10 protein-coding genes and 2 tRNA genes are annotated in these 15,224 nt (G+C 35.6%); 5 read left to right on the forward strand and 7 right to left on the reverse strand.

Annotation, left to right across the window (positions count from 1 at the left end; all coding sequences use genetic code 11):
- The first annotated feature begins 38 nt into the window (after window positions 1-38).
- Window positions 39-1,703 (forward strand): glucose-6-phosphate isomerase, encoded by a 1,665-nt coding sequence (gene pgi, locus ACFILZ_RS01165; protein ID WP_375610043.1) that lies wholly within the window; start codon window positions 39-41, stop codon window positions 1,701-1,703.
- Between the two features lie 354 nt (window positions 1,704-2,057).
- On the opposite strand, the gene ACFILZ_RS01170 is transcribed toward pgi, so the two are convergent.
- Window positions 2,058-2,147, reverse strand: a tRNA-Ser gene (locus ACFILZ_RS01170).
- Window positions 2,148-2,432: 285 nt separating this feature from the next.
- Here ACFILZ_RS01170 and rplU point away from each other — a divergent pair.
- The 4 genes from rplU (at window position 2,433) to ACFILZ_RS01190 (ending at window position 8,836) form a co-directional block, all read left to right on the forward strand.
- On the forward strand, window positions 2,433-2,909 hold the full coding sequence (gene rplU, locus ACFILZ_RS01175) for a 50S ribosomal protein L21 (RefSeq protein ID WP_375606203.1): 477 nt from the start codon (window positions 2,433-2,435) through the stop codon (window positions 2,907-2,909).
- A 12-nt stretch (window positions 2,910-2,921) separates the two neighbouring features.
- Complete coding sequence (gene rpmA, locus ACFILZ_RS01180; RefSeq protein WP_273723965.1) at window positions 2,922-3,191, forward strand: 50S ribosomal protein L27; 270 nt, start codon at window positions 2,922-2,924, stop codon at window positions 3,189-3,191.
- A gap of 1,409 nt (window positions 3,192-4,600) precedes the next feature.
- A complete protein-coding gene (gene ptsP / locus ACFILZ_RS01185; RefSeq protein ID WP_375610044.1) occupies window positions 4,601-7,132 on the forward strand; it encodes a phosphoenolpyruvate--protein phosphotransferase in 2,532 nt (843 codons plus the stop codon).
- A gap of 1,614 nt (window positions 7,133-8,746) precedes the next feature.
- Window positions 8,747-8,836 (forward strand) — tRNA-Ser (locus ACFILZ_RS01190).
- Window positions 8,837-9,310: 474 nt separating this feature from the next.
- On the opposite strand, the gene ACFILZ_RS01195 is transcribed toward ACFILZ_RS01190, so the two are convergent.
- The 6 genes from ACFILZ_RS01195 to ACFILZ_RS01220 form a co-directional block, all read right to left on the reverse strand.
- Window positions 9,311-10,531 (reverse strand): MFS transporter, encoded by a 1,221-nt coding sequence (locus ACFILZ_RS01195; protein ID WP_375608754.1) that lies wholly within the window; start codon window positions 10,529-10,531, stop codon window positions 9,311-9,313.
- A gap of 1,365 nt (window positions 10,532-11,896) precedes the next feature.
- On the reverse strand, window positions 11,897-12,067 hold the full coding sequence (locus tag ACFILZ_RS01200; protein ID WP_375606230.1) for a YqcI/YcgG family protein: 171 nt from the start codon (window positions 12,065-12,067) through the stop codon (window positions 11,897-11,899).
- 68 nt (window positions 12,068-12,135) lie between these two features.
- Window positions 12,136-12,225 carry a YqcI/YcgG family protein gene (locus tag ACFILZ_RS01205; RefSeq protein WP_375606207.1) on the reverse strand — a complete coding sequence of 30 codons (90 nt, stop codon included), beginning with the start codon at window positions 12,223-12,225 and terminating at the stop codon, window positions 12,136-12,138.
- Entirely contained in the window at window positions 12,191-12,451 is a 261-nt protein-coding gene (locus ACFILZ_RS01210) for a hypothetical protein (protein ID WP_375606208.1), read from the reverse strand. Before ACFILZ_RS01210 ends, ACFILZ_RS01205 begins: the two co-directional genes overlap by 35 nt.
- A gap of 165 nt (window positions 12,452-12,616) precedes the next feature.
- A complete protein-coding gene (locus ACFILZ_RS01215) occupies window positions 12,617-13,822 on the reverse strand; it encodes an ATP-grasp domain-containing protein (protein ID WP_375610045.1) in 1,206 nt (401 codons plus the stop codon).
- Window positions 13,819-15,009, reverse strand: coding sequence for a hypothetical protein (locus ACFILZ_RS01220; RefSeq protein WP_375606231.1), 1,191 nt, complete (start codon window positions 15,007-15,009; stop codon window positions 13,819-13,821). The genes ACFILZ_RS01215 and ACFILZ_RS01220 overlap by 4 nt, the downstream gene beginning before the upstream one ends.
- Between the last annotated feature and the right edge of the window lie 215 nt (window positions 15,010-15,224).

Below are 15,224 nucleotides of genomic sequence, written 5' to 3' on the forward strand. Positions count from 1 at the left end.
CATAGATTTCATTGTCAATAACTGTATAGGATAAGCTTATGGGAGATAGCTTTTCGATTCGAAATGAAAAGGCTTTTGAAGCCGCATTAAGTGCTTTAAGGAGCCATGCCGCAAAGGATGGGGTCTATGATATTCGTCGACATTTTTTAGCAGATGAACAGCGTTTTTCCCATTTTTCTCTCAGACTTGATGATCTTCTTTTCGATTTTTCAAAATGTGGGGTAACATTTAAAACATTGCAACTTTTAGATGATTTAGCTGTTGCAGCAGATGTGTTAGGACGGCGTGATGCAATGTTTTCTGGTCAAGCGATTAATACAACTGAAAAACGCTCGGTTCTTCATATTGCATTACGTTTACCTGCTGACGAAATTTTCATGTTGGATGGCCATGATCTTATTCGCGATATTCAAGATGTTCTTGAAGACATGGAAAGATTTTCTGAAAAGGTACGTGATGGAAGCTACAAGGGAAGCAATGGAGAGAGAATAAGTGATATTGTAAACATTGGTATTGGTGGATCTGATCTTGGTCCTGCAATGGTTACATATGCTTTAAAACCTTATCATGATGGTCCACGTTGTCATTTTGTTTCTAACGCTGACAGTGCTCATATTTCTGATACTCTCTCTATTTTGAATCCAGCAACAACGCTGTTTGTCATTGCTTCTAAAACTTTTACAACGGCTGAAACAATGGTCAATGCTCAAGTTGCACGTCAGTGGATTTGTTCACATTTAGGAGAAGAAGCCGTTTGTACGCATTTTGTTGCTGTTTCAAGTGCGCTTGATAAAGTGGCAGAATTTGGCATAGATTCCACAAGAGTTTTTAAATTTTGGAATTGGGTTGGAGGACGTTATTCAATTTGGTCAGCCATTGGACTTGTTGTTATGTTTGCAATAGGTGGTGGAAATTTTCGCCAATTTCTCAATGGTGCTTTGCAAATGGATCAACATTTTAAAACTATGCCTTTGCATAAAAATATTCCTATTCGTTTTGCTCTTTTAGGATTCTGGCATCGTGTTATTTGTGGTTATTCATCACGTTCGATCATTCCTTATGCACAGCGTTTAATACATTTTCCAGCTTATTTACAACAGCTTGATATGGAATCAAATGGTAAGCAAGTCTCGCTGGATGGAAAACCATTAAGTTTTTCAAGTGGTCCAATTGTTTGGGGGGATTCAGGAACAAATAGTCAACATGCTTTTTTTCAGCTTCTGCATCAAGGAACAGATGTTATTCCTGTAGAATTTATTTTATTTATAAAAGGGCATGAGAAAAATTTACATTCTATGTATGAGATGTTGCTAGCAAACTGTTTAGCACAATCAAAAGCCTTGATGAAGGGGCGTAGTCTTGAAGATGCTCGGCATATCTTGATAAAAAATGGAGTTGATGAGGGTGAAGCAGACCATTTAGCACGTCATAGAAGTTTTAAAGGAAACCGTCCCAGCATTACGCTGGTTCAAGATTCATTAACACCTTTTGCACTCGGTCGTCTTATTGCGCTTTATGAACATCGCACTTTTGTTGAAGGGATTTTAATGAATATTAATTCATTTGATCAATGGGGTGTTGAACTTGGTAAAGAATTAGCAAACGAGTTACTACCAATTCTTCGTGGAGAAAGTAAAGCGGATAATCGTGATAGTTCAACATTAGGGTTGCTAGCACATATTCAAGCAAGACGTGCAAAATAATATAATTTTACAGTAGGTTTTGTACTAACTAGCAAAAGTAGAATGAGAGAGAAATATGAGATAATTCTTTAATTTTACTATGCCTTCTCTTATTATCTGGATTAGATTTATGTAACAGAAAATCAAAAAAGTGCAAAAATTGTAAAAATGAGAATTTATTCGCAAAAACGATAAGACCTTTGAGAGGTCTTTGAAGACCCTTTGAGCCCCCCCTTAAAATCCTTCGAAAAAAATAAATTGGTACAAAACCTAGTGGCAAAATATACAAAACCCGCTGGCAAGCTACACTGCTGACAAGCTACAACCGGAAAGCTACGATTAAAGACAGTTTTAATAATATCGCTTTATAAACTGTGGCGGAGAGAGAGGGATTTGAACCCCCGATAGAGTTACCCCTATGCCGCATTTCGAGTGCGGTGCTTTCAACCACTCAGCCATCTCTCCATAATAAAGTGAAACAAAAATCGGCACTATTTGAGTGTATAAGTGGTAGATAACCTTCAATTGTTTTTGGTACAACCTTTTTTTCTTTTTTATGGGACTTTATTGACAGAGAATAGAAATTCCTTCATATATACAAAATATAAGCGTGGGGAAATCTGCGCATATTTGTGTTGAAGAAGGTTTTATCCTTCTTTGGGATCTATTACGACTGATAAAAAGCAGCCTATTTTCCCTTATTTCAAGGCAGAAATTAAATAAGAGCTGGAGTGAACGGAAGGATAAAAAATGTTCGCAGTCATTAAAACTGGTGGTAAGCAATACCGCATTGTTGCTAATCAAGTGGTAAAAGTTGAAAAAGTTAGTGGAAATGCGGGTGATGTAGTTGAATTCAATGACATATTAATGGTTGGGCAAGAAGGTAATGCGGTTATTGGTACCCCTGTCGTTGCTGATGCATTGGTGACAGCTGAGATTTTAGAACAGGCACGTGGGCGCAAGGTTATCGCATTTAAGAAGCGCCGTCGTCAAAATTCTAAACGCACGCGTGGCCATCGTCAAGAATTTACGAGGCTTCGTGTTTTAGAAATTTTAATGGGTGGTTCAAAACCTAAAAAAGTTGCTGAGAAACCTATAAAAGAAGAAACTACACCAAAAGAAACAAAAGCTTCTGCTTCTGTTGAGAAGACGGCTAAAAAAACGGTTGAAAAAAAGACTGCGTCGCAGAAGAAAGTATCTGTAGCATCAAAGAGTAAGAAAGATTAAAGGAGAGCGTCTATGGCACATAAAAAAGCTGGTGGTTCCTCGCGTAATGGTCGTGATTCAGAATCGAAACGTCTAGGCGTTAAAAAATTTGGTGGTGAAACCGTTATTGCCGGAAATATTATTATTCGCCAGCGTGGTACACGTTGGCATCCTGGAAACAATGTCGGCATTGGAAAAGACCATACGCTTTTTGCATTATCAAATGGAAAGGTTTCTTTTCAACGCAAAGCGGGTAATCGTTCCTATGTTTCAGTCATTCCTATGGTGGAGGCAGCAGAGTAATCTGTAACACTCTCTAGCAATCAACAGGATTTCATTGAATTATAGTTGTGGTTTTATAAGTATTAAAAGGGAAAGATAGAGTCTTATCTTTCCCTTTTTGCGTTGGTACTATAATAAATGTAGAAGATATACGAAAAAGGTACAATTGAGGAAATGGCTTTTCTCAATGAGGGGAAGAGTTTGTGCGATGTTATGTTAGTATTTAGTCCTGAACATATTGATATTATGATAGAATTTGTTGATAAATTTCTGTATAATAATAGTGAGAGAGACTTTCTTTTTATGCATGAAGAAGTGTCTAGTGATTTCTTATAAGAGAAGCAGTTTGTTTTCAGAAAATTATGAGAAATTTAATGAGAGCATTCTTTATGTAATCATTTTGATAAAGATGGGTCTTTTTATCGGCATTGTGGTATTGATGAGTTGTCATACTGTTTTTAGGTGGTAGTGTGGATAGGTGTGGCTATTCATTTAAAAAGACATAGGGATAAAAAATCCATAAGAAGGCAGTCAAAACTACTTTGAAAGTGACGTGTATTAAGGAATTTTCGGTAAATCGAGAGTGAAATTATATTTTTAAGGAGGACGGTGTTTAAAGATATAAAAATAACTAACGTGCAATCAGCGCCCTTCAAGAATATTTTTTCTGATTTCACTATTATTGTGTATTGTTGAAAGTAAATAAGCATAAGAGCTAGGGTTAAGGCAATCATTGCGTTTCATTTTTTACTTTATTTATCTTATTTGTAGAGTTTTTCTTTATTTTAGTAATTGATGATGGTGCTTGGGGGGGGATGTTCGTACTTTGCAAATGTGCGACAGAGGGTATTGTGTATTTGCGATATTGATTGAAGTAAAGGTGTAGCTTAAAATATATAAATATTATATATCGAGGGTTTGATATCATAAGATGGGCAGCACGGAATTTTAAAGATGATAAGTTGCATGGAGCAATTTGTAATTATGTAATGAATTTATAAAGAGGGATAATAGGTTAAATAAACTTTGAGGAATCAATTAAAATATTAGCTGAAGTTACGGATGATTGGGAAAGATACTTTCTTGTAGGGAGAATAATGGAAAGTTATGTTGAATAACTTAGGATAATGAGAACGTTTTGAAAGCATAGTTTTTCAGGTGATTGGTGCTGTAAAAAACGGTTTTTTTGTCTTTGTAAAGTAAAAGAGTAAGAGGCAGACTTGCTTATGATGATTTTAAGCACTTGGCTAGATAATAATATCCAATTGTTTTATCTGTTACATTGAGGTATTTAAGCACCTCACTTAGCTATATTCCGTAAAATATAAATAAAGCTGTGGTGGTATTTATAGCTTGTATTTTGGGAAATGCAGCTTTGAAAAGGAATTTATCAGAGATATTGGTGTTCAAATGTGAGGCAATTTGAATTCATGATGAGATATGAGAAAGCAGAAGCAATGAATGTAGATTTTACTGATGGTGAAATCTTGTCTATAAGATCTGTAAAACTTGCAGCTGCTTTTGATCATAAAAATGATGCAATTTATGCTGCTGCTGAATTGCTTGTGCAGGTTGGTGCCGTTGATAAATGTTATCTGGCAAGTATGCTGGCACGTGAAGAAACAACCAATACTTGGCTTGGAAATGGTATAGCCATTCCTCATGGTATGGCTGAAAATCGTGATTTAATTATCAAGGATGCTGTTGCTGTTATACAGGTTCCTGCTGGTGTTGAGTGGCAGGATGGCAAGAAAGCATATTTGGTTATTGCCATTGCAGCGTGTCCAGATCGCTATAGAGAAATTTGTAAAAAATTGACGTCTCTTTTATTTGATAAAAAACAGCTTGAAGTACTTGCAACAACTATGGACAAACAGCAAATTGTTACAACTTTGTTTGACAAAAATATGAAGATAGAAAAAACTTTTATTGGTGACCTTTCGGTGTGTCAGGAATGGATTTTAGATTATCCAAGTGGTCTTCATGCACGACCAGCTTCTCTTTGGGTTGATTTTGCGAAAAAGGCTCAAAGCTCTATCAGAGTTCGCCATGGTCAATATACCGTTGAAATGAAAAATTTAGTTGGTTTATTGCAATTAGGAGCAAAAAACGGTGATGTTCTGATTTTTTCTACAGATGCTGCAGAAGGAGCACAACTTCTCAATGATGCCATTGCTATTGCAAAAAAAGTGAGTATTAGCGAAAAATGTCTGATGAGAGCAATGGAATCTCAAACAAAGGCTTTTCATGGTTGGTATCCACGCTCTATGCAAAAAGGCATTTCTGGTGTTGGAGCGAGTTCAGGATTAGCATTTGGTAAGATTTTTGTTTTAAAGCAAAATGATATTTCCATAATAGATCAGCCAATTGATTTTGCAGCTGGTGCAGCATGTCTTGAAAATGCTCTTACAAAAACAAAACATAAAATGGCATCTGTGATTTCTGATATTACAGTGCGTATGGGAGCAGATTCTGCTGCGATTTTTTCTGCGCAAATGGTTTTGCTTGAAGATGAAAATTTAATAGCTCAAGCTTGTCGTTTTATAGCGGAAGGTCATGGTGTTGCTTGGTCTTGGGATAGAGCGGTTCATCAATTTTCAGATATGTTTTTTAAGGTAGATAATCCTTTGTTAGCAGCACGTGCTGTTAATTTAGTTGATGTTGGTCGACGTGTTTTAGGTGAAATCAATCCATCCTATAGATCGTTCTTTTTAAATGATATTCCACATGGTGTAATTCTGGTTACAAATGACCTTTCTCCTTCTGATGTAGCACAACTTGATTGTACAAGGGTAAAAGGATTAGCAACAGCATGGGGAGGTCCGTTATCTCATACAGCTATTTTGGCGCGTACTCTTGGTATTCCAATGGTTGTTGCTGCAGGTGATGATATTTTAGCAATTCAGTCTGATATTCAGGCTATTATTGATGGCGATAACGGGTTTATTTACCTTGATCCTACGCTTGAAGACGTTGAAGATGCTCAAAGGCATATTGATACTGTTGCGCAAAAACGTGTCAGTGAAATAAGTGCGTGTAGATTACCAGCGCAAACGACAGATGGTCAAAGAATTCGTATCATGGCTAATGTCAACTACGCAAATCAGGTTCCTGTTGCGCTTGATTTGGGGGCTGAAGGTGTTGGACTTATGCGCACGGAATTTTTGTTTTTAGAGAATCCATATATTCCGGATGAAGAGCTACAATTTAATATATATCGGGCGATGATTACAGCTGTAGGAGATAAGCCATTAATTATTCGTGCACTTGATATTGGTGGAGATAAACAGGTTACGCATTTACATTTATCTAAAGAGGACAATCCTTTTTTAGGTGTTCGAGGAACGCGGCTTTTGTTACGTCGACGTGATCTTTTGGTGCCTCAATTACGTGCTTTATATCGAGCAGCAAAAGAGGGTGGAGATCTATGGATTGTGTTTCCGATGGTCATGTCTGTTTCAGAGATTGTTGCTATAAAAAAGATTGCAGAGGAAATCCGCAACGATATTGATGCACCAAAATTAAAACTTGGTATTATGATCGAAGTTCCAGCAGCGGCCATTATGGCAGATGTATTGAGCGCCCATGTTGATTTTTTTTCAATTGGAACCAATGACCTAACACAGTATACAATGGCTGTTGATCGGCAAAATCCGTACCTTGTGTCTGAAGCTGATAGCCTTGATCCGGCAGTTTTGCGTATGATTTATCAGACTATTCAGGGAGCTGCACAAAATAAGTGTTGGGTTAGTGTATGTGGTGGTATGGCTGGAGATCCTTTTGGTGCAATGATTTTGACTGGATTGGGAATTAATGAGCTTTCTATGATATCTTGCGATATTTCTCCAGTAAAGGCGTATTTACAGACTCATAGTTTTGAAGATATGAAAATTTTAGCACAAAAAGCATTACAATGTGAAACTGCACGAGCTGTACGTGCTCTAAGCAAGGATATAAGGTGATAAAAAACATTAAGGGGAAAGAACGAGCTCATTTTGCAGACTAATCAGATTTTTAGTGCTGTAAAACATTATCCTTTAGGACGATTATAGGCAGCATATTAATTTATAATGGTAATTTATCGTTTTACATAATGAGAACCCTGAATATTGTAGGGTTTTCTCGTTTTAAATTTCTCTATATTAAATTAATAAAAATTATTCTTTTATACATTACAAAGAGGAGTAATGTATAGATAAAAACACTCTAAGAAAGAATAAATTCCTTTTATGCATTCTCTCAAATAGCAATAGATATTGTAACATTAGGCGATAAATAGCGTGATGTTACTTGGCTTTTCTTTTTATTTAAGGAAAGATGATGCTATCCAATAGATTTTATACCATTCATAGACACCGTATGAGGTAGATGTGACAAGCTTTAAGAGATGTTTTTTAACAAACGTGTGGATGAGAAAGAAAATAGTATTTTTAGAGTATTCTGTTTTGTGATGAGACCATATCACGCTTAAAGAATGCGATAATTAAAAGTATGAAGTAATACGTAATCTCTTTTAAATAATTGAGATTACTTTAGATATTTTGAAAACTGTAAAGCTGAATTTAAAAGTATATGGTAAAAATGAAAACAGGTTTGCATTTTTATGATTTTGTATTTGATCAAAACGAGACTATTTTTTCATTTCAGAAAATAAGATATATTCATACATATTAAATTAAAAATGCAAAGTTTTTTGTCTGAATTTTATTTTCTTTAGTATCAACTAAATATAGAAGTGTGAAATTGAGTAGAGGATTTAGAGTAGGGCTTATTATGGATCCTATGAAAGAGAAAACTGACACCGTCACACTATTTTACAGCTCTCAATGTTGCAAAAATTCGTGCTATTTAAGAAAATGCATAAGAGCCACTTATCCTCTCTTAAAATGTTCTCCCCCCACATACCATCCCTTCCTATTAAGCAAGTGATTTTAATTAATTCAATATGAAAGGAGTTATGGTGAGAAAAAATTACGATATTCGAGGTTTTTATGATGTGTAAACGATGGTTCATCATTATAAATCAATATGTTATATATTGTCTGAAACATAAAAGTGATTAGCTGGTAGATCTCATTTCAAGAGAGAGTTGTTTGTAATCAAAGTTATAGTGATTAAGGATTTTCATCCTTGGAGGCAAGAAGGAGGTCGAGAATGATTTTATTGAAATGAAATTTATTATCTGAATAAACAATTTTAATATTAGGGATATAAGAAGTTCATATCGTTATTATTCTATTTATTATTAGGGTAATCAATGCTGTGAAGCGAGAAATATTTAATTATTTGGTTGCGTAAAACCATGGACTGTATGCCAATTTTAAGAGAAGTATTTTTTTGTGAAGCAGAAAGTGCGTAAATGAGCATGAAAGTTTATAACTGGTGACAATCTTTTTATTCCCATTATTGTATTCTACAAACCTATCCACGAAAAAAGTTTTTTCTTAAAAAGAAGAGATGTGCTTGTTATTCAACAGATAAAAGCTCTTATTTTAATAAATGAATTTGTTTTTTGGGTTTTGAATGTATAGTTTAGACTTGCACGTTATTTCTTTCTGGGTATAGTGCAAACTTCTGGAGAGGTGGCCGAGTGGTTGAAGGCGCACGCCTGGAACGCGTGTATATGGGAAACCATATCGAGGGTTCGAATCCCTCTCTCTCCGCCATTAATTTAAAACGAACTTTCATATGCTTGATATGACATAGTTTAAAAAGCTCAGCATTTGCAGGATTTTTTATTGTTTGAAATTGACTAGTTCGCGCCGATCTATGCCTGTCATTATGTACACTTAGAAATTACTATTGAATTTTCATCAATTTTATAATTTCTAAGCTCCTCTTCTCTCGATCTTTAGATAACCTGATCTAGCATAAACGATCTCTTCAAATATCATTAAAGGATTTTTGCCATTATCACTAACTTCTGGTAGAGCTTTTAGAATTAATGGTGATCATAGTGCTATTTGCAATTTTGTTGATTAACGGGCTAAATGCGTTTTATCCACATGAGAGATAACGAATACCTCAGCTTTTCTCACGTAATGTGCTCATTTAAAATTAATGTCATGAATATTTGTACAAAATTTTTATCTATACGATAATCAAAAAAAGGCTGACGTAATATAATAATTGAACATCATTCATGCGGCACTTTCTTTTATCTCTAAGCTTTGTATGTAAATAGATAGTCCGTGCAAAATAAATAAAGGGGCGCAAAAGCCTATAAATACACACAGGACGTATAATATAGAAAATGAAAAAAATTTTCCTGCATATAAAAGCACAATAGAGAATAAAGCTGTTATAATGCGCACACTGGCATCGCCTGCCAAAATAACCTCGGCTAAATTTTCACTAGGTGTGATAGCTTGTCCAATTGTTATTCCCGATACCCTAAAATAAAATTGCCCAATACCTAATAAAAACCCCATAATATAAAGGGAATATTGAGTAAAATTTAAATATAAAACAAAAGAGATTGCGATCACGGCAAAAGCCGGTGCCCCCCATACAAAAAAACGAATTAAAGATGGAAATTTCCGTAAATAATAAGATGAGATAAGACCATTGATCACAAAACCCAGTGCTGACAAAGCAAAAATAGAATTTTGAATAGCTGTAAATTTTATGTTATCTGATGTTATAGAAGCAAGAGCAAGTGGCAATAAAACAATAGGCCCCGTATAGAGAGAATTATTCAAAATACGATTAATCGTTAAAAACCGCAACGCAGAAATCCGCCAAAGGCATCTAAAACCAACTCCATAAGCCTTTTGAGATGGCTTTTTTAATAGCTCTTTTACTCTATTTAGGTGTTGTATAGACTTTATACGAAACCATAAGCTGGCATTCAAAAGATAGATAAATACAATAAAGGCTATGGCTATTTTGTGCCCCAAATGCGCAATTATAAAATATATAAGCAACGGGGATATAATAACAAAAAACTGACAGCAACTAGTATAAAATGCAAAAATTCCAGCTTTTTGTTTGGGAGCTGGAACCAGCAGATTCAAGGCACTATTGTTATTTGGATTATCAGCCCCCATCAAGAGAGAAAGTAAAAAAAATACAAATAAAATAAGCACCGGATTGTTCATAAATAATAAGAAAGACAATAAACAAGCGCAAATAATTTGACTATAAAACCCAATTATAAAGCCTTGATAGTGCGCCAACACATTTCCCAAACATAAACCAGCAATTCCAATTGCGATTAAATTAACGACATTTAAAGTAGCAGACGCTTTTCCCGTTGTATCTTGGAATTGTAACAAAGAAAGGCCAATAGATAATACACCACTAGCACAAAAACTCGTCAAACAACCAATCACAATCATAAGAAACACAGAATTACGCAATAGCCTCTTCCCTCTTAAATAGAGACTCAAGCCATTTTATGATTTTCTCCATTATCAAATATGGTTCGGGACTAAATTCCAGTTTTTCGTAAAATTTTAGTCTAAATGCGTTATAGGCACTTATTTTTCGCAAGTCATCTGTCAGCATGAATTCTATACTTGGTAACGTTGTACGCATAGATTGAGACAAATAATAGGAAATTACTTTCCAATACATATAGGTACGCTCTCTTGCCAAATAATTTCCCAAGGCATATTTCAAGTGACAACCACTTAAAATATATTTCGGACAATGGTGCAACGGATAATAAATACAAATAGCACCGGCTTCATGTACGGTACAAGAAGAAATATTAATATTTTATCATTTCATAATATTATAAAAACGTTCAGTGAGCAGATCTTCCAAATTTAGTCTAGTCACAACAAGATTGGTTGCTAATTTTTGAGCAACATGAGACAAAACCAATCTTACTGTTAAAGTTCCAATAACCTTTAAGTCAGATTCTGAATAAGCTTTTTTAAAATTCTCCACATCTATGTTTCTGTGACATATAATAACGAGCTCATCTCGTCTGAATGAACAAGATGTAATTCTAAACCAATATTATCACAAAGTTTTGAGCTCTTGAATTCTCCGTATCCTAATCTGGTATTCTTAAATCATTATAGGAACTGAGAATTTTTAAGTATTCCAACTTTTATTAAACTTTGTAACAATCTATAGGAATCTCCCCTTCACTGACTTCAACAATTATTTTCTCACCACTACAAGAACAAAAAATTATCTTTGAATTTGCTTACTTTTAGAAAGAAAAATGAGCAATACTCTTCCTTAACTAAAAGAAACACGCTCTATACCTTTTTCTTTATGATTATCAAAAAACTATTCCGTTACAATTAACCATCAATCATTAGGATAAATATTCTGCGTTTAGCCTAATAAACTGTTATAATCAATGTTTCTCTCTGTTCTAAAAATCAGCGCTTTTCATTCTAGAGATACTCGTAATTGCTGTAAAATCTTTCCAAAAAAAGCCCCCTTAAACATTGCTATTAACACGATCATCCTGAGAAGTTTTATACATACACACTACATTATACGGAATGCTATGTATTTTAAAACTTACTCAACTAACCAATATTTTCTAATGGGCAAAATAAATCACGAAATTTGTGTGCTGTCACAATTCGAAAAACAATCATATATCTCCCTCTATAATTCAAGAGAATTTCATCGACCTTGTGAATATGTCAATCGCGTATTTTTTTGGAAAATCCCTTTGTATCTTTATAGAGCCTTGTTTTGGCAGCATAATTTTTAATATATCATAAATATTTTTATTTAATTTAATTTTAGAAAACTTAGTCATTATCGTGTTTCATTAAATGATATGAGTAAGGTAGGGATTCAATAGTGTTGTTTTGCAGAAAATACTGCGTCCATTCTCTATTTTGGGGTTCGCCATATTTTCCTAAAAAAGGAGATTTTGTGATAATATCAAAAGGTTCAAGCTTTTTTCCTATAACGAGAATGCATTTTGTTCTGTAGAGAGAAGATCAGAAAAAACACTTAAGCTGGAAAGTTAACATAAATATAGAACTTACTTAATTCTGTTTATATAAGACGGGGTATTGCAAACTATGAATATAGGTTCGCTATGAAAGCAGAACTCCCATAGACGATTGTACATATTTTTTGTATATACTTAGGTCATTCTCGGTTGTCAAAATCTCGCAAATTTTTAAGCATAGATCAGAATTTTTCTCTATAAACTTCGATACTTTGTATGGGGCTGGCTCCTCGAATGCAATAAAAGATGTGTTCTTTCCAAAACTTTTATAATTATCGCAATAAGTTATCAGGTCTTCCATCATATTTTTTGAGGTTAGCTTGTTGTAGAACCCAAATCTAAGCATATTTTTTGAGTATCCATTTACACCAAATAGGCAGAAAAGGCCTAATTGTGTTATTCATGGTTGCATTGAATTCTTTAAAAATGACTTGCTTCCATTTTTAATATTTGTCTATATTTTCAATTATTTGCGCTTCTGAATCCATGTTTTCCTCCCCATTGCTGTATTTTATAAGAAATTGCTACGAATGATCCTCTCCAAAGCTGATAATTCATCATCACTGTGTCCCCAAATTGCTATAATAGCTGGGCAGGTATTTAAATCGATTGTTAGGGGGAGGGGCTCGTTTTCTTTAAAAAAGAGCATAAAATGAACCACATTTTCCCAGGAATAAAGCTTTTGCCGCCATACGTTAACATCTTTTATAATATGACCGTCGATCTCGTTGATAAGGAAGATAATACGCCCTTTTTTCTTAAAGTGACTTGGTGTTTGCGAAAACACGCCTGCAATAAGGTTAACGGAGCTTTCAAGTAAACCATCTTCATAGCAATGCGCGAACAAGGTGGGTGCAATTCCTCCGTGGAGGCGGGCTCCTACTTCGATCATCACTGGACCACGAGCTGTTTGCATGATTTCCATATGCGCAGGTCCATATTCAATCCCCAGCGCGCGAATGCATTGTTTTGCATAAGAGATAAGAGGGGCATAAGAGGGATCTTGAGAATCAAGCACATCAAGTGTTTCATAAACAAAAGTACTTCCATTATGAATACCTTTTTTATATCGTGACAAACTACATATTTTTATAGCCTCTCCCTTTACAACGGCATCGACGATGTATTCTTCTCCCTCCAATCTTTCTTGGAGCAAATAGGCCTCGTTAGGTGCGCCAAAAATATTTTTTTTCTTCCAGTCTATTTCAGAGGTCCACATTACTACTTCCTCAAGATTAGAGAAAAATAAAACACCATCACTCCCTGCAGAATCATTTGGCTTTACCACATAGCCGCTGTGGCTTTCAAAACCATCGAAAGTACAATCGTTTTTTGTAAGAATCTTTGATCGGATGTAAGATAAACCATTTTCACAAAGGCGTTTTTGCATCGCTGCTTTTTTCCGTCGCCAATCGGTAGTCAAGGGGTTATTCCCAAGACAACCATAATAAGCCGCCAATTGCTCTGCACAATAGATACCTCTTTCGGCACCCGCTATTACAGCCTCTATCGTGCCGATAGGAAAGCGTTTCTTTATCTCATCTACACTATGAAGCTTCGTTTCTGCCATGCCCTTTCCCTGATAAGAAAGCATAAAGTGTGAAAAAGATGCTGCTTGAGAGACAACACCATAACAAGCATAGCCTAATTTTTGCAAAGCAGGGCCATAGAGGGCACCCGTGGAGAAAGGGTCGACAATAAGAATAGGTTTTCTCATACTTTGTTCCGCTGTGATAAAAGGAAAAGAACATAAATAAAGATTATCAATCCTATAAGGGGCAGAAGATAAACAGCTGCTTGAGGACCCATAAGGGCAGAGCTTGTAAGAAGACCAAGGATAACATAACCTGCCGACTGGGAGAGAGTATAAAGCATGCCGCTATAGCTTCCCACCAGCTCTGCTTGAGCCTCTGTTTTGGTGGCTTCAATCGTATGTTTGCGGGCATTAATTCGCATGGTATTCATTGAAAAACCAATAAAAAAGCAAAAGGCCACAGCTAAATAGGGCGATTGTGTGGTGCTAAAAATAAGATCAGCTACGCTCAACATAAGGGCTGGGAGAATAAATTCAAAACGAGGGATTTTGATAAAAGCAGCCAAAAAAGCGCCCATGCCCGCAACCGCACTGCAAAGCCCATAGTATTCAGAGCCAAAATTTTTCACACTCTGAAAAAGAATGGTTGCCAGCGTATTATAAGCGCAAATATGAAAGCCAATAAGTCCTATGCAGACGCATAAAAGTTTAAGCTCACGGGAGAGTCCATCCGCTTGCGGTGTAGGTGCTGGCTTCTTACCTGTTGCAAGTGCTGTGGTATCTGTAGCGTTGTATTCATCGCAAAATATAATATATCCGGCTATAAGGCTTATAATGATGTCAAACACACAAAGTGTCACAATCAAACCATTATAACCGATTTCAGCCGCTGCCCCTCGAGGGCTGGTCGCTTCTAAGAGATAACCACTTAGTGCTGCTCCCAAAAAAGCGCCAATTTGCACCACTGTTTGCATAATTCGGGAAGCCTTTTGGGCGCTAATATAACCACTAAGTGCTAGTTTAGTATTATAAGTCTCGAGTGTGCTTAAGGTAATCAAAGAGAGATAGCCGATAGAGATAGAGACAGCGATAAAACCAAAGGGGGAATCAGCGTAATGGAAAAGAGCAATCAATAAAAGAAGGCTATAGATAATGATCCGCCTTTTGTATAAATCGATCAACCGCAGTGAGGCTTTAATGTGCACAAGTCCGCTTTTTTTCAAAAGATAGGGCATAAGGGTGCCTAAAGCCATGGTTACGCCTAGGAAAACCGATGAGGATGTTATGCGATAAGCATTCCAAAGATTACTTAAAAATAAAACCATATCAGAAAGATACAGCAGGACAACAAGCCCATAAAACCGAAACATCAGTTGTTTGTGCACATTATCCCCCCCATTTCAGAATCTCTTCAAAACACACAGTATTATAAATCAGCATACATGTTCAAAAACTATAAACGTGTACATGTATTGCTGTGCATGTCAAGTTTTTTCGGTAGGAAAAATTGAACGCTGATGTTTATGGTAGAGATAGCTTATTTTCAGGAGAATGAGTAGGATGGAGGCTGGTATTTTTACTGTGT

The organism is Bartonella sp. AP40SXNS (genome assembly GCF_042195825.1).
In the GTDB taxonomy this organism is placed as follows: Bacteria; Pseudomonadota; Alphaproteobacteria; order Rhizobiales; family Rhizobiaceae; genus Bartonella.